The organism is Ottowia sp. (assembly GCF_016703145.1).
Taxonomy (GTDB): Bacteria; Pseudomonadota; Gammaproteobacteria; order Burkholderiales; family Burkholderiaceae_C; genus Ottowia.
Genome location: NZ_JADJCO010000002.1, coordinates 650,057 through 673,717 on the forward strand (window position 1 = coordinate 650,057; position 23,661 = coordinate 673,717).

Consider the following 23,661-nt stretch of genomic DNA (forward strand, 5'->3'; position numbering starts at 1 on the left):
AATCAGGAGTGAACGACCCATGTTGACCGAAGACGGCAGGCACCTGTACGTGAGCTACGACGAGTACCACAACCTGATCGAGAAGCTGGCCATCAAGGTGCACCAGTCGGGTTGGGCGTTCGACACCATCCTGTGCCTGGCGCGCGGCGGCATGCGGCCGGGCGACATCCTCAGCCGCATCTTCAACGTGCCGCTGGCCATCATGTCCACCAGTTCCTACCGCGCCGAGGATGGCACGGTGCAGGGCCACCTGGACATCGCCCACTACATCACCACGCCCAAGGGCCAGATCGCCGGCCGCGTGCTGCTGGTGGACGACCTGGCCGACACCGGCGTGACGCAGCAGGCCGTGGTCGATCTGCTGCGGCGCAGCTATCAGCCCATCGCCGAGCTGCGCACCGCCGTCATCTGGACCAAGGGCTGCTCCACCTTCCAGGCCGACTATTCGGTCGAGGACCTGCCCACCAACCCCTGGATCCACCAGCCCTTCGAGGGCTACGACAGCCTCACGCCGGACAAGCTGCTGGCCAAATGGAAAGTCTGAGCCCTGAAGGCCTGAGCCCGTCTTCCGCCCGCCTGCGCGTGGCCGTCATGGGCGCGGGCGCCGTGGGCTGTTACTTCGGCGCCCTGCTGGCGCGGGCGGGGCACGCCGTCACCCTCATCGGCCGGCCCGCCCACGTGGAGGCCATCGCCGCGCGCGGCCTGCGGCTGCAGACGGCGGCGCAGGACAGTCACGTGCCGCTGGCCGCCAGCATCGAGGCCAGCGCCGTGCGCGGCGCCGACGTGGTGCTGCTGTGCGTCAAGTCCACCGACACCGAGGCCGCCGTGCGGCAGATCGGGCCGCACCTGGCGCCCGGCGCGCTGGTTCTCACGCTGCAGAACGGCGTGGACAACGACGAGCGCGTGCGCGTCGTGCTCGGCCCCGGCCACCCCGTGGCCGCCGCTGTCGTCTACGTGGCCACGGCCATGGCCGGGCCCGGCCACGTGCGGCATTTCGGGCGCGGCGAGCTGATCGTGGCGCCGTCTCCCCTCGGCGAGCGCCTGGCCCGCGAGTTCAGTGAAGCCGGCATCGCCACGCAGGTGTCCGGCGACGTGCGCGGCGCGCTCTGGGCCAAGCTGGTCGTCAACTGCGCCTACAACGCGCTGTCCGCCCTCGCGCAGCGTCCCTACGGCTGGCTGGTGCGGCAAAGCGGCGCCACCGAGGTGATCGACGACCTGGTGGCCGAGTGCCTGGCCGTGGCGCGGGCGGACGGGGTGCGCATCCCCGGCGACATCCACGCCGCCGTGCGCGGCATCGCGCAGACCATGCCGGACCAGCGCTCGTCCACCGCGCAGGACCTGGCCCGCGGCAAGCCGACCGAGATCGAGCACCTGAACGGCTACGCGGCGCGGCGCGGCGCGGCCCTGGGCGTGGCCACGCCCGTCAACCGCGCCCTGCTGGTGCTGGTGTGCATGGCCGAGGCGGCTCAAGCGCCTCGGAGCGCCTGAGCCCGGCGCTGCCCTACCATCGGCCCATGACCGACGCCATCACCCAGCTCATCCACCATCCCTACCAGCCGCCCGCCGGCTTCGAAGCGCCGCAGCCGGGCGTGTTCAAGGCCTCCACCGTCATCTTCCCCAACGTCGCCGCCATGCGCGCGCGCGACTGGAAGCACAAGAGCGGCTACACCTACGGCCTGCACGGCACGCCCACCACTTTCATGCTGGAGGAGCGCATCGCCACCCTGGAGGGCGGCCTGCACTGCGTGCTGGTGCCCAGCGGCCTGGCGGCCATCGCCCACGTGGCGCTGGCGCTGTTGCGCACGGGCGACGAGGTGCTGATCCCCGACAACGCCTACGGCCCCAACAAGGCGCTGGCCGAGGGCGAGCTGGCGGCCTTCGGCATCGCCCATCAGTTCTACGACCCGATGGACGTGGCCGACCTGGCCGCGCGCATCGGCCCGCGCACCCGGCTGGTGTGGCTGGAGGCCGCCGGTTCGGTGACCATGGAGTTTCCCGACCTGATCGCGCAGGTGCGGGCGTGTCGCGCGCGCGGCGTGGCCTGCGTGCTCGACAACACCTGGGGCGCGGGCCTGGCCTTCAACGCTTTCGACCTCGACGGCCAGGGCCTGGGCGTCGATGCCACGGCGCACGCGCTCACCAAATACCCCAGCGGCGGCGGCGACGTGCTGATGGGCAGCGTGGTCACCCGCGACGAGGCGCTGCACCGCAGGATCAAGCTGACGCACATGCGCCTGGGCCTGGGCGTGGGCGCCAACGACGCCGAGGCCGTGCTGCGCGCGCTGCCCAGCATCGGGCTGCGCTACCGCGCGCAGGACCAGGCCGGCCGCGCGCTGGCGCATTGGTGCGCGGCCCAGCCGCAGATCGCCCAGGTGCTGCACCCGGCGCTGCCTGGCGCGCCCGGCCACGCGCACTGGCGGCAGGTGTGCGGCGCGGCCGACGACCGCGGCGGCGGCGCGGCGGCTGGCCTGTTCGGCGTGCTGGTGCACGAGCGCCATGCGCCGGCCCAGGTCGATGCCTTCTGCGACGCGCTGCGCCTGTTCCGGCTGGGCTACAGCTGGGGCGGGCCCGTCAGCCTGGCCGTGCCCTACGACCTGGCCGCCATGCGCGCCGCCTGGCCAGCGCACCTGGCGCGCGGCACGCTGGTGCGCTTCTCGATCGGGCTGGAGGCCCCGGCCGACCTGCAGGCCGATCTGGCGCAGGCCCTGGCGCGGGCGCTGCCGGTGTGACGGCGGCTATTTGGATGCTCATTTCTTAATAGCTGCTGGCGCTTGATCCACGCGGGAAATCGGCCTTTTCTTTCATCAACAGCGTTTGCTACGGCTCTGCATGGACTCCCTGTCGCAAATCGTTCTGGGCGGGGCCGTGGCGGCGGCCTGCGTGCCCGCGCCGCACCGCCGCGCCGCGCTACTGGCCGGCGCCGCGCTGGGCACCTTGCCCGACCTGGACGGCCTGCCGGTCGCGTTGCTCACCGCCGATCCGGTGCTGCGCATGACCTGGCACCGCGGCCCGTCCCACTCGCTGCTGGTGCTGCCCTTCGCGGCCTGGGCGATCTGGGCCTGGCATCGCCGCCGGGGCGCTCGCGTGGCGCAGGCGCCGCGCGCGTGGTTCTGGGCCATCTTCCTGGCGCTCATCACCCATCCGATGCTGGACGCCTTCACCGTCTACGGCACGCAGCTGTGGTGGCCGCTGCCCGTGCGGCCGGCCATGGGGTCCAGCGTGTTCATCATCGACCCGCTCTACACCGTCTGGCTGCTGCTGGCCTGCATCGTCGCGTGGGCCGTGCCCCGGCGCCCGCTGGCCCGCGGCGCGCTGCTGGCGGGGCTGGCGCTGTCGTGCGGCTACCTGGCCTGGTCGGTGGCGGCCAAGGCGATGGTCGAGCGCGCCGCCGACGCGGCGCTGGCGCCGCTGGGGCTGGCCGGGGCGCCGCGCTTCTCGGTGCCGATGCCTTTCAACACCCTGCTGTGGCGCGTGGTGGCGATGACGCCCGACGGCTACGTCGTCGGCGACCGCTCGGTGCTGGTGGACCGCGCGCCGATGCGCTTCACCCACCATGCCTCCGACACGGCGGCGCTGGCCGAGGTGGCCGGCGCGCCCGCCGTGCGGCGCCTGAATTGGTTCAACCACGGGTTCATGCGCGCGCAGGCGCGGGGCGACGCCCTGGTGCTGAGCGACCTGCGCATGGGCCTGGAGCCGGCTTACACCTTCAACTTCGCCGTCGCCGCGCGCGCGGGCGGGCGCTGGCGGCCCATCGCCCCGCAGGCCGTGCCAGCCGGGGAGGGCGGCATCCTGTCGCCCGGCGGCCTGGCGCCCGCATGGCGCGCCATCTGGCGGCGCATCTGGCACGAGCCGGCCGTCGGCTCCTAGCCCGGCGGTTGCCGCCGCCGCCCCCAGCGGCTATGCTGCGCGCCGCAAGCCGCTTCCCGCACCGCCACGCTCCCAACGATGTCCGACCGTCCCGCCGCCGCCCCTTCCGACCCGCCTGCGCCGCCGGGGGGCGCCTACCAGCCCTACGTGCCCCCGCCGTCCACCGTGCCCCAGGCCGTCATGGCGCCGCTGGGGCTGGTCGATCCGCTGCGCTGGCTGCGCGCGGGCTGGGCGGACTTCCGCGCCGCGCCGGGCATCGGCCTGTTCTATGGCTTGTGCTTCTGGGCCATGGCGGCGGTGCTGGCGCTGGTGTTCAGCCGCCAGCCCGAGTACGTGATGTCCATCGCCTCGGGCTGCCTGCTGGTGGGGCCGTTCATGGCCATGGGCCTGTACGAGGTCAGCCGCCGGCGCGAGCAGGGCGTGGCGCCCGAACTGGCGGCCTCGCTCACCTGCTGGGACCGGCACTTGCGCAGCATGAGCATGCTCGTGCTGGTGCTGATCGTGCTGGAACTGCTGTGGGGCCGCGCGTCGCTGGTGGTGTTCGCCGTGTTCTTCAACACCGGCATGCCTTCCACCACGGGCGTGCTGCAGGCCATTTTCAACCCCGACAACCTGGAATTCGTGCTGGTCTACCTGATGGTCGGCGGCATCTTCGCGCTGTTGGTGTACTCGACCGCCGTGGTGTCGATCCCGATGATCCTGGACCGCGACACCGACGCCATCTCGGCCGCCATCACCAGCATCCGCGTGGTGGCCGCCAACCCCGTTACCATGCTGTGGTGGGGCCTGCTGATCACGCTGCTGATCGTGCTGGCCCTGCTGCCCTGGGGCGCGGGCCTGGTGATCGCCGGGCCCGTCCTGGGGCATGCCACCTGGCACGCCTACCGCGGCGCCGTGCGCTGGCAGGAACCCGCCGGCACCCCCGCCGACTGAAACGAACCGGAGAACATCCCCTTGGCCACCCCCAACTACGGCTACGAGAAGCGCCAGCGCGAACTGGAGAAGAAGCGCAAGAAGGCAGAAAAGGCGCAGGCCAAAGCCGCGCGCAAGACGGACCCCGTGCACGGGGATGACGCGCCCGAGCAGGACGGCGACGCCCCCGATGCCGCCGGCGGCGATGCGGGCAGCGCGGGCGGCAGCGGCGACGGCGACTGACTCTGGCCCATGCACGTCATTGACCTGCGCGGCGGCATGCGGACGATGCCACGGCCTGGCATGAACCTGAAAGCCATGAAGGGAGCCTGATTTCGTGAACGCACGTATCTTGCAATGGGTGGTGCTGGGCGCGCTGGCGTCGGCGCTGGCTTGGCTGGGGTTCTGGTGGCCGCGCTCGCCGGCCGTGGCGGCGGCGGGCCTGGCGCTCGGGCTGATCGCGCCGGGCCTGCAATTGGGCCTGCAGATGGCGCTGATGCGCCGCGTCGCCCGCGCGGCCGGGGCGCCCATGCCGCCCTGGCGCGTGGCGGTGGCCGCCTGGCGGGCCGAAGGCTGGCTGATGCTGCGCGTGTTCGGCTGGCGCGTGCCGTTTCGCGAGCAGGCCGAGCCCGACGGCTGGCCGCAGGCCGGGCACGGCGGCGGACAGGTCGGCGTGGTGCTGGTGCATGGGTACTTCTGCAACCGCGGGTTCTGGGCGCCGTGGCTGCGCGCGCTCAAGGCGCAGGGCATCGCCTGCGCGGCCATGACGCTGGAGCCGGCGCAGGGCGCGTCCATCGATGCCATGGTGCCCAGCCTGGACGCCTGCGCGCGCCGCATGGCGCAGGCCACGGGGCGGCCGCCGCTGATCGTGGCCCACAGCATGGGCGGCTTGGCGGCGCGTGCCTGGCTGCGTCAACTGGCACCGCAGGAGCGGCGTGCGCTGGCGGCCCACGTGGTGACCTTGGGCACGCCGCACCGCGGCACCTGGCTGGCGCGCTTTTCGCGGAGCCTGCCGGGGCACGAGATGCGCCAGGACAGCGATTGGCTGCGGCAACTGGCGGGCGCGCCCGCCGAGGTGCCCTTCACCTGCTGGTGGAGCGCCTGCGACAACATCGTCTTTCCCTGGCCGGTGGCGACGCTGCCGCACAGCGCCGAACAGTCCCTGACCGACGTGGCGCACGTGCAACTGGCTTTCGACGAGCGCGTCAGGCGCTTCTGCCTGGCGCTGCGGCAGCGTTTGCAGGAAGGCGAGGGAGTGAACTAGTACATTGACACGTAATTAACGAAACATGAATAGACTCCATTCGTTGCCACTTGGCTCACGAAGGAGTTGTCATGCGCCAGACCGAACTGCACTTGAGCGAGGAGGATCGCTCGGTCATCGAGGAAATTCGCAGCAAGGGTGTTCATTCTTCGCGGGAGGTCAATCGCGCTCATGTGCTGTCATGCCTGGATCGGGGCATCCCGGAGGCCCGGATCATGGCCGTGCTGGGCATCGGTCGCACCGCCGTGTGGCGCACCCGCGCGGCGTATCTGCAAGGTGGGGTCGACCTGGCGGTGTTCGACGTGGCGCGCTCGGGTCGACCTCCGCGGTATGACACCGACGCCCAAGCGCGGGTGACGGCACTGGCCTGCTCGGCGCCTCCCAAGGGCCGGCAGCGCTGGACGATGGTCGAACTCGAACGTGCTGCCCGCCAGGAGCCCGGTCTGGGCACGGTGAGTCGGGAAACCGTGCGACGCATGCTCAAAAAAACGACCTCAAGCCCTGGCGCCGACTGATGTGGTGCATCGGGGCGTTGACCGAGGAGTACCGCGCGCGCATGTACAACCTGCTCGAGCTGTATGCGCGGCCGGTGTCCAAGGCCGAACCCGTGATCTGCATCGACGAGAAGAGCTTGCAACTCCTCGGTCACGGTCGCGAGGCGCTGCCCATGGCCTCGCACAGCCCGCTCAAACAGGACTACGAGTACAAGCGCCACGGCACCACCAATCTGTTCGTGGCCGTGGAACCCAAGGCCGGCCAGCGCATCGTCTCGGTCACCGCGCACCGGGGCAAGGTTGACTTCGTGGCCTTCATCGGCGAGCTTCTCACCGGCGCATACGCCCAGGCACGCCGTGTTCATCTGGTGCTGGACAACCTGAACACTCACTTCAGAAAGTGCTTCGACGATGTGCTGGGCCGGCGCGCGGCCGCAAGGCTCTTGCGTCGCGTGCAGTTCCACCACACACCCAAGCACGCGAGTTGGCTGAACATGGCGGAGATCGAGATCGGCATCTTGAGTCGTCAATGCCTGGACCGGCGAATCCCCAACCGCGACCTGCTGCGATCCGAGGTTGATGCTTGGCAGCAGGCGCGCAACGACCAGCGACGAACCATCGAATGGCGGTTCACTCGACAGGATGCGGATCAGAAACTCGCTACGCATTTCGTTCCGAAATTTGCGTGTTGATGTACTAGAACGCTGGATGCGGCGCAAACACGAATTCCTGTAGGGTTACAAGCCAAGCAGTGTCGAGTGGCTTTGCAGGATAGAGCGCGCGTACCCCGGAATGTTCGAGCATTGGCGCATGATGGACAAGATTGGATGATCGGAGCCGGATGAGCGGGAGGCTCACGTCCGGGTCTGCGAGAGGCTGAGGGTGAAGTTCCTTTAGCCCACTTACATAGCTGGCTGCTGGTGGTCTGCTTCATGAATCTGGACCTGCGCTCGCAGTTGCAGAACACCGAAGTCGCGCTGCTAATCCGCAGCCGTCAATTGTCGGCGCGGGCCACCGAACTGATCGCGCGCAGCCTGCGCGAAGGCTGCCTGGCGCTGTGACTGGCGCCGGACCAGATGCTCTGACTCCGCTCCAGATGGAACGCAACCCGAGAACATGCACGTTTGACGCTGGCATGGAGGGAGCCTGCCAACGACGCTTTGTATCATCGAGCCCGTTCAGCCGACTGCCAGCATGCCCCCGAGCACGATGGCCGCGAGCAGGGTCGTTTCGATGACCAACAGCCATACGGGGCGCCAGCCGAGCTCGGCCAGTTGCTTGAACGAAGTCTTCACGCCCAGTGCGGCGATCGCAACGATGAGGCACCAGCGCGACAGTTCACCCGCTGCGTGACCGGCGGCCACAGGAATCCATCCGAGGCTGTTGCAAATTGCCAAGACGACGAACACGACCAGGAACCCTGGCAGAAGAGGTGGTCGCGAGCTCGGGTCTGTCCCGGTGCCGCGATAGATCATGGACATCAGCAGCACGACTGGCACCAACATGGACACGCGCATCAGTTTGACGACGGTCGCCACATCTCCAACCTGAGCGGACACCATGTAGCCCGATGCGACGACCTGCGCCACGTCGTGGATCGTGCCGCCGAGGAAGGTGCCCATCGCACGGGTGTCGAGTCCGATCGCTTTGCCCAGCAGCGGGTAGACGACCATGGCGATGGTCGACAGCGTGGTGACGCCGACGACGGTGAGCAACGTGAAGCGCTGCGACGAAGCCGAGCGAGGCAGGACCGCCGACAACGCGAGCGCCGCGGACGCGCCGCAAATGGCGACGGCACCACCGGCGAGCAGCCCTTCGGCGCCGGTGTGTCCGAGGCGGCGTCCGAACCAGGCGCCGAGCGCCATGGTCAACGCCATTGCGCCGAGCACCAGCGCAACCGGCCAGGGCCCGAGACTGACAATCTGGTCCAGCGTGATGCGCGCCCCCAGTAGTGCGATGCCCAGGCGCAGCACGTGGCGCGCGGTAAATTCCAGGCCCTCCTTGACCTTGGGACCCTCTGCGGCGAAGTTGAACACCATCCCGAAAAGCAGCGCATACAACAGTGCCGGGCCGCCGTGATGCTCGGCAATGAAGCTCGCTGCCAGTGCGAGCGTGACCGCGGTCAGCAGTCCCGGCAGCCGGGCTTGGCAGGCCGCCGCGCGGAGGCCGAAGGAATGGAGAGTCATCGTGATGGTCGTTCTGGTGGCTGCGGCGCACGGCCGCCCTTTGCTGGTTGCCAGCTCCCGGTGACGCGTGCCACCGTGGCGCAGAAGCGCCACGGTGGAAATCCGCGTCTGGGACACCTTGGCCGATGTCAGCCGGCGACGTAGATCGACTTCAGTTGCTGATAGCCCTGCATCGCTTCGGGGCCGAACTCGCGGCCGATGCCACTGGCCTTGACACCGCCGAATGGCGAGCCGATGGCGACCGGATAGCCGTTGATGCCGATCGTGCCGGTATGAACCCGCCGCGCGACCGCCATGGCTCGCTCGGGGTCCGCGCTGAAGACCGAGCCTCCCAGGCCGTAGATCGAGTCGTTGGCCATGCGCACCGCATCGGCGTCATCCTTGTACGGGATCACCGACAACACCGGGCCGAAGATCTCTTCCCGTGCAATCGTCGCCGAGTTGCTCATGTCGGCAAACACAGTGGGCTCGACGAACCAGCCACGCTCAAGCCCCTTGGGCCGGCCGCCGCCGGCAACCAGTGTCGCCTCTGCCTTGCCCTTGGCGATGTAGCCTTCGACCTTGCTGCGGTGCTCGGCCGTCGCCATCGGCCCGATCTCGGTGCTGGCCTCCAGCGGGTTGCCGACCTTCATCGACGATGCCATCGCTGCCACTGCCTCCACCACCTCCTTGTAGCGGCTTTGCGGCGCGAGCAGGCGGCTGCAGGTGACGCAGGTCTGGCCCTGGTTCATGAAGTTGACGAATTGCAGGCTCGGCATGATGGCGCCGAGGTCCACGTCGTCAAGCACGATGGCCGCCGACTTGCCGCCGAGTTCCAGCGACACGGGCCTGAGCAACTCGCCGCACACGCGGCCGATGGCGCGGCCTGCGGCGGTCGACCCGGTGAAGCTGACCTTGTCCACATCTGGATGGGCAACCAGATGCGCACCGGCCGTGCGATCGGCGGCCACCCAGTTGATGACCCCGGGAGGAAGCCCCGCTTCCAGTGCGGCTTCGGCCAGGATATAGCTGTCGAGCACCGTGTTCGGCGAAGGCTTCATCACCAGCGTGCAGCCGGCGGCGAGCGCTGGCGCGATCTTGCTCATCGCCAGCACGACCGGGTAGTTCCACGGCACGATCGCGCCGACCACGCCGATGGGGCTGCGCCTGACCCGCGTTTCCTTGCCCAGCTGCGACGGCCGCTGGTCCTCGACCGGCAGGGAGTTGGCAAGGTCCGCGTAGTAACGCAGCATGCCGACCGCGAATCCACCCTCGAACGCCTGACTCAGCGCGATGGGCATGCCGTTTTGCAGCGTGACGGTTTGCGCCAGCGTCGCGCTGCGCTTCTCGATCGCGTCGGCAAAGCGGAGCATCGCTGCCGCCCGCTCCGCCGGGGCGATGTCGGACCAGCCGGAGCCGTCGAAGGCTTTGCGTGCCGCCGCGACGGCGCGATCAATGTCAGCCTCGACCCCTTCGGGCACGCTGCCAATGGCCTCTTCGGTGCTGGCGTTGATGAGGGTGAAGCGTTTCGACGACGAGGGCGATACCCAGTCGCCTCCGATGAAGAATGCGTTGTGTTCGATGGTCATGAATGTCTCCGTGGTGGCTGGTTGCGAGAAAGATGGGCACGCGCGGATTGCGCCGCGTGCGTCACGGCGTCATTGCCGCTGCAGGTTGATCGACCGCGCCAGTTCGCGGTAGCGGTCGTTTTCATCAGCGTAGAACTTGTCGAGTTGGGCCTGGTTCATGGGTTTGACGGTCTGCGCGCCGGTCTCGACAATGCCTTTCTTCACGTTGGGCAGTTGAACGACTTCGGCCATCGCCCGATGGATCGCCGCCACGATGGGCTCAGGCGTTGATTTCGTCACCAGGGCGCCCATCCACAGGTCGAACGTGAAATCCTTCAGCAACGCGTGCTTGTGCATCGGAAGGACGTCAGGAAGATCCGGGTGCGCCTCGCGTGCAGTGATTCCGATGGCACGCAAACGTCCTTGCTTCACCAAACCAAGCACCGGGCCGGACAGCGTCCAGAAGGCCATGTCGACCTGCCCGCCAACGATGTCCGCGAAGAACTGGCTGCCACCCTTGTACGGGACGTTGACCATCTGAAGGCCTGTGACCGATGCGAATTTCTCGCCCACCAGATGGAACAGCGACCCATGCCCCGTGGATCCATAGGAAATGCTTTTGCGCCCTTTGGCCCATGCGATGAACTCGTCGATGTTGTGGGCGGGAATGCCGCCGGGAATCAGCAGCACCAGGGAACCCGTGGAGATCATGCCCGCCAGGCGAAAGTCCTCGGGCTTGTGCTTGACGGCGGAGAGCGCCAGCGGCCCCAGCATCAGGTCCATCGGCGTGCCCAGCAACTGAGTGTGGCCATCCGGCGGCGCCGTCAACACCTTCTGCGCGGCCAGGGCACCGCTGGCACCGCTGACGTTTTCGACGATCACGGTCTGACCCAGTTGCTTTTGATAACCAGGCTGTATCAAGCGAGCCATGTAGTCACCCGAGCCTCCCGGGGGGTAGGGAACGGCCAGGGACACCGTCTTGCCCGGAAATGTTTGGGCTCCGGCGCTCAAGGCACAGCCACTCACGGCCAGCACCGCAGCGCGCAAAAAATTCAAGAGTTTCATTTCAATGTCTCCGGTCATTTGGTTCTTGGGGTCAAAGAGGGACGTGGGCGGGCGCGACCTGCCTGGCCGCCCACGGGCATGGCGATGCCACGGCTCGGCTGAGCCGATCACCAGGCGGGGATGTCTAGGCGGACGGGGTGTCTAGGCGGGCGGGTTCTGGTCGAACTGCGCACTCCCCTCAGCCATCGGAACCCAGGGCAGAGCCGACTGGCACCACAGGTTCACTTGCGGGCTGGCCCAGGCCGGATCGTCGAGGGTGCCCGCCTTGACTGCGGCGACGCCCGGCATCGCATCCAGCTCGCTGAAGATCGGCGAGCCGCAGCTGCTGCAGAAATGACGTTTCACTGGCATACCGCTGCCGCCCACGTCGTTGAAGGTCGCCAGCGTCGAGCCTGTCAGCTTGACGCCAGCCAAGGGCATGACCAGATTGACTGAGAAAGCACCGCCGGATTGCTTCTGGCAGTGCGTGCAGTGGCACGCTGCGATCAAGGCGGGATGATCGGCGCTTTCGTAACGGATGCTGCCGCACAAGCATCCACCTTTGACTTCATGCATGTTTGTCTCCTGTTTGTTTTCGTGACGCGTCATGAGCGAGGCGATTCAGGCGAGGGTGAGGCCGCCGCGTTCGGCGCAGCCGCAGCCTGGCCCCATACGTTGTTCTCGCGCCAGAAGTTCTCCTTGCGCCATTGGTCCGGCAAGGTCTGCCCGGTGGCCCGAATCACGCGCTTGAGCAGCAGCTTGAGCAGGCGCGCTTCGTTGTAGTCGAGCTCGCGCTCGGCGTCTCCCTCGGCGGCCTTGCCGGCCGCCATCAGCTCGATCGCGTAGCGACGGCCGGCCTCGGTGAAGCGGACCCGCTCGCCGTCTTCGACGACGATCAGCTCGCACGTAGCGAGGGCCTCGAAGTGCTCGTCGGTGACGCGGTGGCCGGTGATCTCGACCAGGCGGCTCAACTCCGCCACGCTGCGGTCGTCGCCCATGCTCAAGGCCGACAGAAGGTTGTAGTGAACGTCGCCGAGCCCTTGCCGTTCCACCTTGGCACGCAACGGCATCAGCATCTGGTAGTAGGCGCGGCCGAGCAGGAAGCCGAGCCAGTCGTCGCCGAAGCTGGAGCTCGCGTCCTCGACGTCTGCGGTCTTCTTCTTCATCAGCAGCCCGTAGTTGCCGCCATGGAAAACCAGCGGTGCGCGGCCGAAGCTGTCGAACGACACCACCTCGCCGACGAAGATCACGTGGTCGCCGCCGTCATGGCGGTACGATGTGCGGCACTCGAATCGCGCCGAACAACCGTCGAGCAGCGGCACCTCGCCATGGCCGCGTTCGACGGCGAGCCCGGCGAAACGATCAACGCCGCGCTTGGCGAACTGGTTCGAGACGTGCTCCTGGTCCGACGCCAGGATGTGAACCGCGAAATGCTCGGCAGCCATGAATGCGGCAGCGCTCGACGACTTGCGGTCCAGGCTCCACAGCACCATCGGCGGATCGAGCGACACCGAATTGAAGCTGTTGGCCGTCAGGCCGACATCCTCGCCTTCCGTGCCACGCGTGGTGACCACCGTGACGCCGGTGGTGAACGAGCCCAGGGCCTGGCGGAACTGCTTGGCATCGACGTTCGAAGAGTGGGTCATGTCTTCCTCCTCAGGCACGGTTTTGAAGCAGCGGCATCACGAGGCGGCCGAAGCGTTCCGCTTCCTCGTGGTGCGGATAGCCCGAGAGACAGAAGCCCGAGCAGCCAACGTCGATGAATTCCTGCAGTTGCGCGGCAACCTGCTTCGGGTTGCCGACGACGGCGACCCCGGCACCGGCGCGCACCTCGGTGATGCCGGTCCACAGATGCGGCGTCAGCTTGCGGCCCACCGTCTTGGACAGCTCCTTCTGGCGCTGACTAGCCACCGACTCGGCCATCATGGTCTTGACCTGATCCTTCCAGCCCTCGTCGGCGCCGGCGATCAACTGGTCAGCAAAGGCCCATGCCTCGTCCTCGGTCTCGCGGCAGATGATCTGCAGCCGCATCGCGAAGCGAAGCTCGTCGGCACGGCCGTACTTGGCGGCACGCGCGCGCAACTCCTTGATCTGCTCGCCAATGCGCTCGGGGTAGTCGCCCCAGAAGAGGTGGATCGCCGAATGCTTGGCCGAGATTTCCGCCGCCTGCTCGGAACCACCGCCCAGGAAGAACGGCGGATGCGGCTGCTGCACGCACTTGGGGATGATCGTCGGACCGTGGACCTGGTAGTACTTGCCCTCGTGCTCGACCTTCTCTTCGGTCCAGAGGCGCTTGAGCAGCACGACTTCTTCTTCGAGCTGCTCGTAGCGGCCCTCCTTGGACATGACCTGGCCCTCGGCGTAGGCGTCCTTCTCGCTCAACCCGGCGATCAGGTTGACGTAAATGCGCCCGCCCGACATCTGGTCGAAGCTCGCGACCATCTTGGCCTGCGCCACTGGGTGGATGAAGCCGGGCTTGATCGCGAGCAGCGCCTTCAGCTTCGTGGTGCGTGCGGCGATGAACGAGGCGGTGATCCAGGCGTCCCAACAAAACGGGGACACCGGCACCAGTACGTAGTCGAAGCCGGCGTTCTCGGCCGCCAGCGCGACGCGCTCGAAGTGCGCCAGCGACTGCGGGATGGCCTTTTCAGGGTCGCTGAAGGCGCTGGTGTCGCCGATGGTGGGAATGAACCACCCCATTGAGAGGGGATGCTGAGTCGCCATATGTGATGTCTCCGTGTTGGCCGTTGATCGACATCAAATTTAGGGCGGCTTGTCGTATAAAGATAATGAAGTGTTGGAATCAACCCTATGAGCCGATTTAATATCAGGTCACTCGACCTCAACCTGCTGTCGGTGTTCGTGATCCTGTGGGACACGCGCAGCGTGAGCCGCAGCGACCGGTTGGCGCTGACGCAGCCTGCGGTGAGCCATGCCCTCAAGCGGCTGCGCGAGCGATTGGACGATGCCCTGTTCGTGCCGGGCCGTCAGGGCTTGGTGCCGACGGCGCGTGCCACCGAACTGATCAACCCGGTGCGCAAAGCACTGACGCATATCGAGCAGGCGCTGGAGGATGCGCCGCCCTTCGAGCCCGCCGAAGCGCATCGCGAGTTCCGCATTGCCGCACACGATCTGGTCGAGTTCTGGCTTCTGCCGGCCCTGGTGGAGACGGTCAGCAAGGAAGCGCCCGGCGTCGTGATCCGCATCGTTCCGGTGCCGGAGCCCGGTTCAGTTTCCGACCTGCTGGAGTCCGGCGATATCGACGTCGTCATTGGCGGGCAGCCGCTCATGGGCATGAGTGTTCGCAGCAAGCCGCTGAGCCAAGTGAAACTCGTCACGCTCATCTGGAAGCGTGAAGAACTGCGGCGCAGGAAATTTCCGCTGACGCTCTATCTTCAACGGCCGCACGTTGTGTTCCAACTGCGCAACAATGTCGGCAGCATCGTTGATCAGGCGTTGGCCGCACAGGGGCACAAGCGCCACGTGGGTGCCATCGTCCAGACCTTTCTGGCCATGCCGGCGATCGCAGAAAAAACCGGATACATCTGTAATGTCCCGGACCAGATTGGCAACCGATTCGCCGAACTGTTCGACCTCAGCGTGCATCAGCCGCCCGTCGACCTCCCGCCGTTCACACTCTTCCATGCATGGCACGCACGCTTCGAGTTCGACCCTGCCCTGGCCTGGCTGCTGGATCGGATCCGGCAGGTAGCGGCGCCGAAGCAGGGCGCCCGGATCTAGCTCCGCGCCAGGATGTCCCTGCTGGCGCGCGCCAAGGTGGCGTCGGAGCGGTCGGCCAGCAGCACCGGCACGGCCTGGTCGAACTGCGCGAAGTGGCGGCGCGTGGACGCGGCGTAGCCGGGGTCGTAGTGCTTCTCGAGCAGCTCGCGCACCACGGCTTCGGTTTGCCCGGCGGCCACCTGGGTCTTCCACGCGTCGACGACGGCGCGCCCGCGCAGCGCCGCCAGCGTGTCCAGCCGCCGGCAGAAGAAATCCGGGTCGCTGACGAAGAACGGGTAGTCCTCCAGCAACAGCGCCACGCGCTCGTCCTCCGGCAGGTCCACCCGCAGGCAGGGGCTGGCGCGCATGGCCTCGACCAGCGCGTCGGGCAGGGCGACGTTGCCGATCTTCTTGCTCTCGGCTTCGACGAACACCGGCCGCGCCGGGTCGAGCGCGCGCAGCGCCTCCCACACGCGCATCTCGAAGTGCTTCTGCGACGGCTGCGGCTGCCCCGGGATCAGCCCCAGCACCGAGGCGCGGTGGCTGGCCAGCGCCTCCAGGTCCAGCACCTGGGCGCCGGCGCGCGCCAGCGCGTGCAAGAGGCGCGTCTTGCCCGAGCCGGTGGGGCCGCAGACCACGCGGTAGCCCAGGCGCTGGGCCTGGTCCGGCAAATCGGCCCGCATGGCGTTGCGGAAGGCCTTGTAGCCGCCCTCGATCAGGTGCGCGCGAAAGCCGATCTGTCCCAGCACCAGCGCCAGCGCGCCGCTGCGCTGCCCGCCGCGCCAGCAGTACAGCAGGGGCTGCCAATGCTTGGGCTTGTCCATGGCCTCGCGCTCGATGTGGGCGGCGATGTTGCGCGCCACCAGCGCGGCGCCCAGCTTGCGCGCCTCGAACGGATTGACCTGCCGGTACAGCGTGCCCACGCGCACGCGCTCCTCGTCGTGCAGGCTGGGCCAGTTGACGGCGCCGGGCAGGCGGTCGAGCGCGTACTCGCTCTCGCTGCGCGCGTCGATGACGGCGCTGAACTCGTGCAGACGCGCCAGGGCGTCGGCGGCGGGAATCGGGTGCAGGCTCATCTCAGCAGTTTTCGCAGTTCTGGCCAGACGTTGGCCAGGATGGCGGGGTGCGCCTCGGCCGTGGGGTGGATGCGGTCGGCCTGGAACAGCGCCGCCGCGTCGGGCCGGTCGGCCACGCCCTTCAGCAGGAAGGGCACCAGGGCCGCCTGCTGCGCCCGCGCCACCTTGGGGAACACGGCGGCGAAGCGCCGCCCGTAGTCCCCGCCGTAGTTGGGCGGCACCTGCATGCCGGCCAGCAGCACCTTGGCGCCGGCCTGACCCGCGGCCTGCGCCATGGCCGCCAGGTTGGCCTGCGTCATGTCCAGCGGCAGGCCGCGCAGCGCGTCGTTGCCGCCGAGCGCGATCACCACCACGGCGGGGCGATGCGTCCGCAGGAGCGCGGGCAGACGCGCGCGCCCGCCCGAGGTGGTGTCGCCCGAAATGCTGGCGTTGACCACCCTGGCGGCGATCTTCTCGGCGGAGAGCTTGCGGTCCAGCAGCGCCACCCAGCCGGCGCCGCGCGCGATGCCGTATTCGGCGCTGAGCGAATCGCCCAGCACCAGGACCACGGGCGGCTCGGCGGCGGCGCGGGCGCCCAGCGGCGCCGCGGCCAGGGTGCAGCGGATAAAGTGTCGTCGGTTCAAACGGATGGCCTTTTCATGACAGATGCAACGCTCGGCCCTCGGCCCGACGCTTCTCGCTCCCCCGTCATCGCGGTGGAGCACGTGTCCAAGTCGGTCACCGACTCCTCCGGCACGCTGGATATTTTGCGCGATGTCCACTTCAGCCTCGCCGCGCGCGAGACAGTGGCCATCGTCGGCGCCTCGGGTTCGGGCAAGAGCACGTTGCTGTCGATCATCGCCGGGCTGGACACGCCCACGCGCGGCACGGTGCGGCTGGGCGGCGACGACCTGTTCGCCGTGGACGAGGACGAGCGCGCGCGGCTGCGGGCGCGCCAGGTCGGCTTCGTGTTCCAGAGTTTCCAGCTCATGGGCAACCTCACCGCCCTGGAGAACGTGATGCTGCCGCTGGAGCTGGCCGGCCGTCGGGACGCGCGCCGCGCCGCCACCGAGATGCTGGCGCGCGTGGGCCTGAGCCAGCGCCTGGGCCACTACCCGCGCCTGCTGTCCGGCGGCGAGCAGCAGCGCGTGGCGCTGGCGCGCGCCTTCGTCGTGCGCCCGGCGGTGCTGCTGGCAGACGAGCCCACCGGCAGCCTGGACTTCGCCACCGGTGAGAAGGTGATGGCGCTGATGTTCGACCTGAACCGCGAGCAGGGCACCACGCTGGTGCTGGTCACGCACGACCCCGCCATCGCCGCGCTGTGCCAGCGGAGGCTGACGGTGGAGGCGGGCAGGATCGTGCAGGACGGTGCCATGGCCGAATTTTCTTGAGATTTATGTCATTTTCCCATGTGCATCATGGCTTTGTTGCTACATAAAACATAGCAATCAGGCGGCGGCTTGTGCGCAGCCCCCCCGCTGGCCGGGTTGCCCGCTAGGTGTTTTGAATATTGAAACTCTGGTTTGAGAACGCAGGGCCTATCCCTACATTCTCGCCCCATGATCCGCGAACTCCAGCACCAGTCCGACTTGGCTGTCGTCCGCGCGGAGGATCCCCATTTCGCGGGCACGCTGGCCAAGGGCCTGATGATTCTGCAAGCCTTCGTGCGCGAGCCCCGGCCCTATGCCAACAGCGAACTGGCCGCGCTGCTGGGGCTGTCGCGGCCCACGGTGTCGCGGCTGTGCCGCACGCTGACGGCGCTGGGCTACCTGGACCACGACGAACGCATCGACCGCTACCTCATCGGCCCGGCGGCGGTGGCGCTGGGTTACCCGTACATCGTCTCGATCGACCTGCGCGCGCAGGCCCGGCCCGCCATGCAGGCACTGGCCAACCAGGTGCGCGGGGCGGTGTCCATGGGGGTCGTGCTGGGGCTGGACGTGATCTACGTCGAGAGCTGCGCCTGGCAGCGTGGCACGCTGGCGCGGCCGGACATGGGCGCGGTGCGCGGTCTGGCTGAAATGGCGATGGGCCGCGCCTGGCTCTACACGCTGGATGCCGACAAGCGCGCCGAGGTGCTGCGGCAGATTCAGGCCCAGCGCCCCGACGAGATGGCGCGCTGCGCGGCGGGCATCGAGGACTCGCTCGCCACGCAGGCGCGCCTGGGCTTCGCGGTGAACTACGGCGACGCGGAGTACGGGGAATACGGCGTGGGGCTGTGTTCGCGCATTCGCCACGGCACGCGCCCGTTGGTCTTCAACTGCGCCATCTCGCCCACGCGTATGCGGCCCCGCGAGCTGCGCAACACCGTCGGCCCGCAGCTGGTGGAGCTGGTGCAGCACTGCGAGCGCACGGCAGGCTTCGCGTGACGTCCTGATGCCCGAGACGTTCCTGCCGGAGGCAAAATGCATGATTCTGGACTTCCTCTTTTCCCCTGCGGCGCAGCTGTCGGCGCCTCGCAGAACGCCCAGAAGATGACCGCCGACGGCGTGGCCGCGGTGGATGCCGTGGTGAGCTTCGCGGCCCCCTGAATTCCATTCCCAACCAAAAGGAGACAAGCGACATGACGAACAACATGATCCCCTCGCGCCGCCGCATGCTGGCAAGCGCAGCCCTGCTGGCCGCCGCGCCGTGGCAGGCCGTCCGGGCGGCTGACCAGCCGATCCGGCTGATCGTGCCTTTCCCCGCCGGGGGTGGCGCCGACGTGATGGGCCGCCTGCTGGCCCAGGGGCTGGGCAAGGAACTGGGCGTCACGGTGATCGTGGACAACGTGGCCGGCGCCACCGGCACCATCGGCGCAGCCCAGGTGGCGCGCGCCGCGCCGGACGGGCGCACCTTGCTGCTGGGCATCAGCGCCACGATGGCCATCGCCCCGGCGCTGTTCAAGGGCCTGCGCTACGACACGGCCAAGGACTTCATCGCCCTGGCCCGCGTCGCCCATACCGGCAACGTGCTGGCGGCCAACCCCAAGTACCCGGCCAACACCGCTGCCGAGATGGTGGCGCTGGCCAAGCGCACGGGCGAACCGGTGGTCTACGCCTCCTGGGGCAACGGCTCGGGCGGTCACTTGGCGGCGGAGAGCATCCGCACGCTCACCGGCATCAAGATGGAGCATGTGCCCTACAAAGGCGTGGCCCCGCTGATGCAGGATCTGATCGGCGGGCAGGTCCAGGTGGGCATGGTGGACGTCGCGGGCGCGCTGCCGCAAATCCGCGCGGGCAAGATCAAGGCACTGGCCATGACCGGGAGCAAGCGCTCCTCTGCCCTGCCGCAGACGCCCACGCTGAAGGAAGGTGGCATCGCCTTCGACACCGAAAGCTGGTTCGGCCTGTTCGCCCCCGCGCGCTTGCCCGAGGCCGAGGCGCAAAAGATCGCCGGGGCTGCCGAGCGCGCGCTGCGCAACCCCGAAGTCATCGCGCGCATCAAGGAACTGGGTGTGGAAGCCGACCCCATCGGGCGCGCCGACTTCGATAAACAATGGCGTGCCGACATAGTGACCTGGGGGCGCCTGGTGCAGCAAAGCGGCGCCAAGGTGGGTTGAGCAGATGAGCACACAGCCCTTCCTGAGCCAGGCATTCCACAGCCCGCAGGCGGCCTGGATGGCCCACAGCGCCGCGCCCGCCGTCGTCGCGGGCTACCCGCTGCTGGAATCCATCCGCACCTGCCATGTGCAGACCTCGCCTGGCGCGTCGGCCTACGGCCGCGCGCCCTTCAACACCTTCGGCCACAGCCGCGAACGCTGGACCGACCGCGACCGAGACATCGTTACCCCCGCCAACGATCTGCTCTACAGCAACGCCTGGCTTGACCTGCGCCAGGGGCCGGTGGTCATCACCGTGCCGCCGCAGACCGGGCGCTACTTCGTGCTGGAGTTGATGGACGCCTACACCAACAACTTCCACAACATCGGCACGCGCAACACGGCGCCGGGCGGCGAGCGTTTTGCGCTCATCGGCCCCGGCAGCGACGCTACCGTCCCCGAGGGAACCACGCCCATCCACAGCCCCACGGCCCTGGTCTGGGTGCTGGGCCGCGTGCTGGTGGACGGCGACGCGGACGAGGAGGCCGCGCGCGGCTTTCAGGCCGGTTTCCGCATCGACGGGCCTGCCACCCCCGCGCCGCCGCCCAGCGTGGCGCAGTGGCAGCAGGGCGGCGACGAGGTGCTGGACTTCTTCGCCAACCTGGCCCGTGCGCTGCACGACTTTCCGCCACCGCCCTCGCAGCGCGGGGTGTTCGACCTGCTGCGCGGCGCGCACCTGCGGCTGAGCCCGGATGGCAAGCTGGGCGACCTGCGCCCCGCCACGCTGGAAGGGCTGCGCGCCGCCTACGCCACGGCCATGCAGACGATCGAAGGCATGACGCGCGCCGCCTCCAAGGCCCCGTGGCGCTACTCCACACGCCTGGGCCGCTACGGCGACGACCTGATGCTGCGCGCCGCCACCGCCTGGAAGGGCCTGGGCGCGCTGGCCGCCGACGAGGCCATCTACGCCGTGACCGACTACGACGATCAGGGCGAACTGCTCGACGGCCAGCGCCTGTACCGCCTGCACTTCGCCGACGGCGGCCAGGTGCCTGCCGGCGCGTTCTGGTCGGTCACCCTGTATGGCGAGGACCGCTACCTTGCGCCCAACCCCATCGGCCGCTACGCGCTGGGCAACCGCAGCCCGCTCCAGCGCAACGCCGACGGCAGCCTGACGCTGTACGTCTCGCAGCAGCCGCCCCCCGGCCCGCGCGAGAACTGGCTGCCCGCGCCCGCGGGCGGCTTCTACCTCATCCTGCGGCTCTACCACCCGCAGCCCGCCTTCCTGGATGGCAGCTACCGCATGCCGCCGCTGGAGCACGTCGCATGAACACCTCGACCTCACGCACCCACCAAGCCATCGTCCACACCCTGCCGCTGTTCGAGATGATGCGCATGCGCGCCGCCACCGCGCCGCGCAAGCACCCGCAGCTCGGCTTCGCGGGGGCCGATGAGGCCTCCAACCTGCGCTGGGCCAACACCTTCACCCACTCCAAGCGCCTGCTCACGCCGGCCGACCGCGCCGTTGTCTCGCCCAACAACGACACGGTCTACCTCAACACCTGGCTCGACCTGTCCGATGGCCCGTTGGTCATCGAAGCGCCCGACATGGGCGAGCGCTACTGGACGCTGGGCTTCCTCGACATGTGGACCAACCCCTTCGCCTACGCAGGCCGCCGCACCACGGGCAACCGTGCGCAGCGCCTGTTCGTGCACGGGCCGCGGTGGCAAGGCACGGTGCCCGAAGGCATGGTGGAAATCGCCGCGCCGGGCATGGACCTGTGGATCATCGGCCGCGTGCTGGTCGATCCCAACGACGAGGACCTGGCCCGCGTCGCCGCGCTGCAGCAGCAGTTCGCCATCCTGCGCGCCGACACGATGCAGCCCGCCGCCAGCAAGGTCGACGCGGCGATGAACGGCCGCAAGACCGACACGCCCGACGCCGCCGAATACCGTGCCGTCGTCGAAGCGGCCTGGGCGCGCAACCCCGCGCCGCGGGACGACACCGCCGCCCAGCCCTTGTGGCGCGAGGCCGTGGCGGCGGGCGATGCGGCCTTGCAACAGGCGCTGGCCGACGTGTGCGACGAACTGCGCCAGAGCGCGCAGGCCTCCGACCTGGGCGGCGGCTGGAACGTGCCCGTCACCATCCGCACCCACTGGGGCGAGCAGATCGCGCTGCGCGCGCGCGTGGCCCGCAACTTGATCGGCGCGCTGGGCATCGAGGAGGCCATGTACCCCGTGGCCGAGGTCGATGCGCAAGGCCAGGCACTCGACGGCGCGCACCGCTACGAACTGCGCTTCGCGCCGGGCGCGGCGCCGCAGGTCGATGCCTTCTGGTCGCTGACGATGTACCGCAAGTCCGACTGCCTGCTGGTGGACAACCCCATCGACCGCTACTCGATCGGCGACCGCACGCCCGGCCTGCGCTGGGACGCGGATGGCGGCCTGCGCATCGCGATCCAGCATGACGAGCCCGCCGATCCCGCTGCGCGCGCCAACTGGCTGCCGGCGCCGCGCGAGCCGTTCTACGTGGCCCTGCGCCTGTACCAGCCGCGCCAGGCGCACCTGGATTTCACCTTCACCTATCCGCCGGTCACACGGCTGGAATGAAAGAGGGATGCAACCGTGCCCAGCTGCCTCCTGGTCGGCGTGCCCGCACAGGCCACCGCCTGGCCCGACGAAATCGTGCGCGTGGAGCCGCCCCACGGTGCGGGCGGCTCCAGCGATATCGGACAGGAAATGACGCGCTGGAGCGAGGTGATCCGCGTTGTCGGCGTCCAGGGCGAGTGAGGCGATCGGCTTGTGCCGATTCAGCGAAGGCAGATCGCGACAAGAACTCGACGGCTGCGGCAACCGATCACCGTGGCCGCGCACATACACAGAATTCACACCACCAAGAGGAGACTCCATGAAAACCACCACCTTCATCGCCGCTGCCGCACTGGCAGCGTGCACCACCGCGTTCCAGGCCCACGCGCAAACGGCGGCACCCGCTGCCGTGCCCGTGAGCGTTGACAATTTTCCGCGCGTGGAAACCGACGCCTACCTCACCATGATGTCCAAGCTCGCCGGGCTCGGCAAGCTGCGGCACGGGCGCGCTCTGACGTCCATCGACCAACAGCGGGTCATCCGCATGAACCGGGACACGCTGTACTCCAGCGTCGTGTTCGACCTTGATGCCGGGCCGGCGACCATCACCCTGCCCGACGCGGGCAAGCGCTACCTGTCGCTGCACGTCATCAACCAGGACCACTACACGGCGAACATCTTCCACGGCGCCGGTTCCTACACGCTGACCCGGGACAGCGTTGGCACGCGCTACGCCTACATCATCATCCGCACCTTCGTCGATCCCGCCAGCGCCGATGACCTCAAGCAGGCCCACGCGCTGCAAGACGCGATGCAGGTCAGCCAGAAAGACGCTGGCAAGCTGGAACTGCCAGCCTGGGATGCCGCCAGCCACAAGAAGGTGCGCGATGCGCTGATCGTGCTGGCATCGACCATGCCCGACCTGACGCAGGCCTTCGGCACCAAGGCCACGGTCAACCCCGTCCGCCACGTCGTCGGGGCTGCGTCCGCCTGGGGCGGCTTGCCCGAGAAAGAAACCATCTACCTGAATGTCACCCCGCCGAAGAACGACGGCAAGACGGTCTATCGGTTCAGCGTCAAGGATGTGCCTGTGGACGCCTTCTGGTCGGTCAGCGTCTATAACGCGGCGGGCTATTTCGACAAGAACCCCGAAGGCGCCTACACCGTCAACAACATCACGGCCAAGCGAGGCGGCGATGGCAACGTCACCGTCCAGTTCGGCGGCTGCGAGGATGGTAAGACGCCCAACTGCCTGCCGATCATGCCGGGCTGGAATTACCTGGTGCGCCTGTACCAGCCGCGCCCGGAAGCCGCCAGCGGCGCCTGGAAGTTCCCGGAAGCGCAGCCGGTGAACTGAGGCGCTTCTTGCGGGCTCGCCAACCCCTGAACCCAATATCCAGCGATACCTGATACCTACCCTCCAGGGGACAAACATGGACCGCAGACAATTCGTTTCCGCCACG

Annotated in this window: 27 protein-coding genes; 19 read left to right on the forward strand and 8 right to left on the reverse strand. The window is 68.4% G+C overall.

From position 1 onward, the window contains the following. Positions 1 to 19 precede the first annotated feature (19 nt). The 10 genes from IPG65_RS03315 to IPG65_RS03360 all read left to right on the forward strand — a co-directional run bounded on the left by IPG65_RS03315 (position 20) and on the right by IPG65_RS03360 (position 7,598). The gene (locus IPG65_RS03315; RefSeq protein ID WP_293187849.1) at positions 20 to 544 is read left to right on the forward strand and encodes a phosphoribosyltransferase; all 525 of its coding nucleotides are present in this window, start codon (positions 20 to 22) and stop codon (positions 542 to 544) included. After that, positions 532 to 1,488: a ketopantoate reductase family protein gene (locus IPG65_RS03320; RefSeq protein ID WP_293187850.1), complete on the forward strand. Its 957-nt coding sequence runs from the start codon at positions 532 to 534 to the stop codon at positions 1,486 to 1,488. Before IPG65_RS03315 ends, IPG65_RS03320 begins: the two co-directional genes overlap by 13 nt. Before the next feature lie 26 nt (positions 1,489 to 1,514). Next, positions 1,515 to 2,729, forward strand: a complete 1,215-nt coding sequence (locus tag IPG65_RS03325) for a PLP-dependent transferase (RefSeq protein ID WP_293187851.1) — start codon at positions 1,515 to 1,517, stop codon at positions 2,727 to 2,729. Positions 2,730 to 2,829: 100 nt separating this feature from the next. Then, positions 2,830 to 3,867 carry a metal-dependent hydrolase gene (locus tag IPG65_RS03330; protein WP_293187852.1) on the forward strand — a complete coding sequence of 346 codons (1,038 nt, stop codon included), beginning with the start codon at positions 2,830 to 2,832 and terminating at the stop codon, positions 3,865 to 3,867. A 180-nt stretch (positions 3,868 to 4,047) separates the two neighbouring features. Continuing rightward, positions 4,048 to 4,800 (forward strand): DUF2189 domain-containing protein, encoded by a 753-nt coding sequence (locus tag IPG65_RS03335; protein WP_293187948.1) that lies wholly within the window; start codon positions 4,048 to 4,050, stop codon positions 4,798 to 4,800. A 21-nt stretch (positions 4,801 to 4,821) separates the two neighbouring features. Beyond that, positions 4,822 to 5,022: a hypothetical protein gene (locus IPG65_RS03340; RefSeq protein WP_293187853.1), complete on the forward strand. Its 201-nt coding sequence runs from the start codon at positions 4,822 to 4,824 to the stop codon at positions 5,020 to 5,022. A gap of 94 nt (positions 5,023 to 5,116) precedes the next feature. Continuing rightward, the gene (locus IPG65_RS03345; protein WP_293187854.1) at positions 5,117 to 6,043 is read left to right on the forward strand and encodes an alpha/beta fold hydrolase; all 927 of its coding nucleotides are present in this window, start codon (positions 5,117 to 5,119) and stop codon (positions 6,041 to 6,043) included. Between the two features lie 71 nt (positions 6,044 to 6,114). Further along, positions 6,115 to 6,558 (forward strand): helix-turn-helix domain-containing protein, encoded by a 444-nt coding sequence (locus IPG65_RS03350; RefSeq protein ID WP_293187855.1) that lies wholly within the window; start codon positions 6,115 to 6,117, stop codon positions 6,556 to 6,558. Next, positions 6,558 to 7,229, forward strand: a complete 672-nt coding sequence (locus IPG65_RS03355; protein WP_293187856.1) for an IS630 family transposase — start codon at positions 6,558 to 6,560, stop codon at positions 7,227 to 7,229. The genes IPG65_RS03350 and IPG65_RS03355 overlap by 1 nt, the downstream gene beginning before the upstream one ends. A 240-nt stretch (positions 7,230 to 7,469) precedes the next feature. Further along, positions 7,470 to 7,598: a hypothetical protein gene (locus IPG65_RS03360; protein WP_293187857.1), complete on the forward strand. Its 129-nt coding sequence runs from the start codon at positions 7,470 to 7,472 to the stop codon at positions 7,596 to 7,598. 117 nt (positions 7,599 to 7,715) lie between these two features. Here the strand turns inward: IPG65_RS03360 and IPG65_RS03365 are convergent, their stop codons facing one another. The 6 genes from IPG65_RS03365 to IPG65_RS03390 form a co-directional block, all read right to left on the reverse strand. Then, a complete protein-coding gene (locus IPG65_RS03365; protein ID WP_293187858.1) occupies positions 7,716 to 8,723 on the reverse strand; it encodes a putative sulfate exporter family transporter in 1,008 nt (335 codons plus the stop codon). 128 nt (positions 8,724 to 8,851) lie between these two features. Then, positions 8,852 to 10,291, reverse strand: a complete 1,440-nt coding sequence (locus IPG65_RS03370; protein WP_293187859.1) for an aldehyde dehydrogenase — start codon at positions 10,289 to 10,291, stop codon at positions 8,852 to 8,854. Positions 10,292 to 10,360: 69 nt separating this feature from the next. Further along, entirely contained in the window at positions 10,361 to 11,353 is a 993-nt protein-coding gene (locus IPG65_RS03375) for a tripartite tricarboxylate transporter substrate binding protein (protein ID WP_293187860.1), read from the reverse strand. Between the two features lie 123 nt (positions 11,354 to 11,476). Further along, positions 11,477 to 11,890 carry a GFA family protein gene (locus IPG65_RS03380; protein WP_293187861.1) on the reverse strand — a complete coding sequence of 138 codons (414 nt, stop codon included), beginning with the start codon at positions 11,888 to 11,890 and terminating at the stop codon, positions 11,477 to 11,479. Positions 11,891 to 11,919: 29 nt separating this feature from the next. After that, positions 11,920 to 12,960: a flavin reductase family protein gene (locus IPG65_RS03385; protein WP_293187862.1), complete on the reverse strand. Its 1,041-nt coding sequence runs from the start codon at positions 12,958 to 12,960 to the stop codon at positions 11,920 to 11,922. A 10-nt stretch (positions 12,961 to 12,970) separates the two neighbouring features. Further along, on the reverse strand, positions 12,971 to 14,014 hold the full coding sequence (locus IPG65_RS03390) for an LLM class flavin-dependent oxidoreductase (protein WP_293187863.1): 1,044 nt from the start codon (positions 14,012 to 14,014) through the stop codon (positions 12,971 to 12,973). Positions 14,015 to 14,125: 111 nt separating this feature from the next. Between IPG65_RS03390 and IPG65_RS03395 the strand changes: the two genes are divergently transcribed. After that, complete coding sequence (locus tag IPG65_RS03395; protein WP_293187864.1) at positions 14,126 to 15,055, forward strand: LysR family transcriptional regulator; 930 nt, start codon at positions 14,126 to 14,128, stop codon at positions 15,053 to 15,055. Here the strand turns inward: IPG65_RS03395 and mnmH are convergent. Both mnmH and IPG65_RS03405 read right to left on the reverse strand, forming a co-directional pair. After that, entirely contained in the window at positions 15,052 to 16,110 is a 1,059-nt protein-coding gene (gene mnmH, locus IPG65_RS03400) for a tRNA 2-selenouridine(34) synthase MnmH (protein WP_293187865.1), read from the reverse strand. The two genes, IPG65_RS03395 and mnmH, sit on opposite strands and share 4 nt — an antisense overlap. After that, positions 16,107 to 16,715, reverse strand: a complete 609-nt coding sequence (locus tag IPG65_RS03405) for an arylesterase (RefSeq protein ID WP_293187949.1) — start codon at positions 16,713 to 16,715, stop codon at positions 16,107 to 16,109. Before IPG65_RS03405 ends, mnmH begins: the two co-directional genes overlap by 4 nt. A gap of 33 nt (positions 16,716 to 16,748) precedes the next feature. Between IPG65_RS03405 and IPG65_RS03410 the strand changes: the two genes are divergently transcribed. The 8 genes from IPG65_RS03410 to IPG65_RS03445 all read left to right on the forward strand — a co-directional run bounded on the left by IPG65_RS03410 (position 16,749) and on the right by IPG65_RS03445 (position 23,555). Continuing rightward, positions 16,749 to 17,480 (forward strand): ATP-binding cassette domain-containing protein, encoded by a 732-nt coding sequence (locus tag IPG65_RS03410; RefSeq protein WP_293187866.1) that lies wholly within the window; start codon positions 16,749 to 16,751, stop codon positions 17,478 to 17,480. 168 nt (positions 17,481 to 17,648) lie between these two features. Then, positions 17,649 to 18,458 (forward strand): helix-turn-helix domain-containing protein, encoded by an 810-nt coding sequence (locus IPG65_RS03415; RefSeq protein ID WP_293187867.1) that lies wholly within the window; start codon positions 17,649 to 17,651, stop codon positions 18,456 to 18,458. A gap of 36 nt (positions 18,459 to 18,494) precedes the next feature. Next, complete coding sequence (locus IPG65_RS03420) at positions 18,495 to 18,620, forward strand: hypothetical protein (protein WP_293187868.1); 126 nt, start codon at positions 18,495 to 18,497, stop codon at positions 18,618 to 18,620. Between the two features lie 32 nt (positions 18,621 to 18,652). Then, positions 18,653 to 19,630, forward strand: coding sequence for a tripartite tricarboxylate transporter substrate binding protein (locus tag IPG65_RS03425; RefSeq protein ID WP_293187869.1), 978 nt, complete (start codon positions 18,653 to 18,655; stop codon positions 19,628 to 19,630). A 4-nt stretch (positions 19,631 to 19,634) separates the two neighbouring features. Then, the gene (locus tag IPG65_RS03430; protein ID WP_293187870.1) at positions 19,635 to 20,939 is read left to right on the forward strand and encodes a DUF1254 domain-containing protein; all 1,305 of its coding nucleotides are present in this window, start codon (positions 19,635 to 19,637) and stop codon (positions 20,937 to 20,939) included. Then, positions 20,936 to 22,219, forward strand: coding sequence for a DUF1254 domain-containing protein (locus IPG65_RS03435; protein WP_293187871.1), 1,284 nt, complete (start codon positions 20,936 to 20,938; stop codon positions 22,217 to 22,219). The genes IPG65_RS03430 and IPG65_RS03435 overlap by 4 nt, the downstream gene beginning before the upstream one ends. A 15-nt stretch (positions 22,220 to 22,234) precedes the next feature. Continuing rightward, positions 22,235 to 22,399 (forward strand): hypothetical protein, encoded by a 165-nt coding sequence (locus tag IPG65_RS03440; protein WP_293187872.1) that lies wholly within the window; start codon positions 22,235 to 22,237, stop codon positions 22,397 to 22,399. A gap of 118 nt (positions 22,400 to 22,517) precedes the next feature. Further along, positions 22,518 to 23,555 carry a DUF1254 domain-containing protein gene (locus IPG65_RS03445; protein WP_293187873.1) on the forward strand — a complete coding sequence of 346 codons (1,038 nt, stop codon included), beginning with the start codon at positions 22,518 to 22,520 and terminating at the stop codon, positions 23,553 to 23,555. The last annotated feature ends 106 nt before the right edge of the window (positions 23,556 to 23,661 follow it).

Coding starts and splice junctions, on each gene's coding strand:
- IPG65_RS03315 (WP_293187849.1), top strand. CDS start 20: ATGTTGACCGAAGACGGCAGGCACCTGTACGTGAGCTACGACGAGTAC.
- IPG65_RS03320 (WP_293187850.1), top strand. CDS start 532: ATGGAAAGTCTGAGCCCTGAAGGCCTGAGCCCGTCTTCCGCCCGCCTG.
- IPG65_RS03325 (WP_293187851.1), top strand. CDS start 1,515: ATGACCGACGCCATCACCCAGCTCATCCACCATCCCTACCAGCCGCCC.
- IPG65_RS03330 (WP_293187852.1), top strand. CDS start 2,830: ATGGACTCCCTGTCGCAAATCGTTCTGGGCGGGGCCGTGGCGGCGGCC.
- IPG65_RS03335 (WP_293187948.1), top strand. CDS start 4,048: ATGGCGCCGCTGGGGCTGGTCGATCCGCTGCGCTGGCTGCGCGCGGGC.
- IPG65_RS03350 (WP_293187855.1), top strand. CDS start 6,115: ATGCGCCAGACCGAACTGCACTTGAGCGAGGAGGATCGCTCGGTCATC.
- IPG65_RS03355 (WP_293187856.1), top strand. CDS start 6,558: ATGTGGTGCATCGGGGCGTTGACCGAGGAGTACCGCGCGCGCATGTAC.
- IPG65_RS03360 (WP_293187857.1), top strand. CDS start 7,470: ATGAATCTGGACCTGCGCTCGCAGTTGCAGAACACCGAAGTCGCGCTG.
- IPG65_RS03365 (WP_293187858.1), bottom strand. CDS start 8,723: ATGACTCTCCATTCCTTCGGCCTCCGCGCGGCGGCCTGCCAAGCCCGG.
- IPG65_RS03370 (WP_293187859.1), bottom strand. CDS start 10,291: ATGACCATCGAACACAACGCATTCTTCATCGGAGGCGACTGGGTATCG.
- IPG65_RS03375 (WP_293187860.1), bottom strand. CDS start 11,353: ATGACCGGAGACATTGAAATGAAACTCTTGAATTTTTTGCGCGCTGCG.
- IPG65_RS03380 (WP_293187861.1), bottom strand. CDS start 11,890: ATGCATGAAGTCAAAGGTGGATGCTTGTGCGGCAGCATCCGTTACGAA.
- IPG65_RS03385 (WP_293187862.1), bottom strand. CDS start 12,960: ATGACCCACTCTTCGAACGTCGATGCCAAGCAGTTCCGCCAGGCCCTG.
- IPG65_RS03390 (WP_293187863.1), bottom strand. CDS start 14,014: ATGGGGTGGTTCATTCCCACCATCGGCGACACCAGCGCCTTCAGCGAC.
- IPG65_RS03395 (WP_293187864.1), top strand. CDS start 14,126: ATGAGCCGATTTAATATCAGGTCACTCGACCTCAACCTGCTGTCGGTG.
- mnmH (WP_293187865.1), bottom strand. CDS start 16,110: ATGAGCCTGCACCCGATTCCCGCCGCCGACGCCCTGGCGCGTCTGCAC.
- IPG65_RS03410 (WP_293187866.1), top strand. CDS start 16,749: ATGACAGATGCAACGCTCGGCCCTCGGCCCGACGCTTCTCGCTCCCCC.
- IPG65_RS03415 (WP_293187867.1), top strand. CDS start 17,649: ATGATCCGCGAACTCCAGCACCAGTCCGACTTGGCTGTCGTCCGCGCG.
- IPG65_RS03420 (WP_293187868.1), top strand. CDS start 18,495: ATGCATGATTCTGGACTTCCTCTTTTCCCCTGCGGCGCAGCTGTCGGC.
- IPG65_RS03425 (WP_293187869.1), top strand. CDS start 18,653: ATGACGAACAACATGATCCCCTCGCGCCGCCGCATGCTGGCAAGCGCA.
- IPG65_RS03430 (WP_293187870.1), top strand. CDS start 19,635: ATGAGCACACAGCCCTTCCTGAGCCAGGCATTCCACAGCCCGCAGGCG.
- IPG65_RS03435 (WP_293187871.1), top strand. CDS start 20,936: ATGAACACCTCGACCTCACGCACCCACCAAGCCATCGTCCACACCCTG.
- IPG65_RS03445 (WP_293187873.1), top strand. CDS start 22,518: ATGAAAACCACCACCTTCATCGCCGCTGCCGCACTGGCAGCGTGCACC.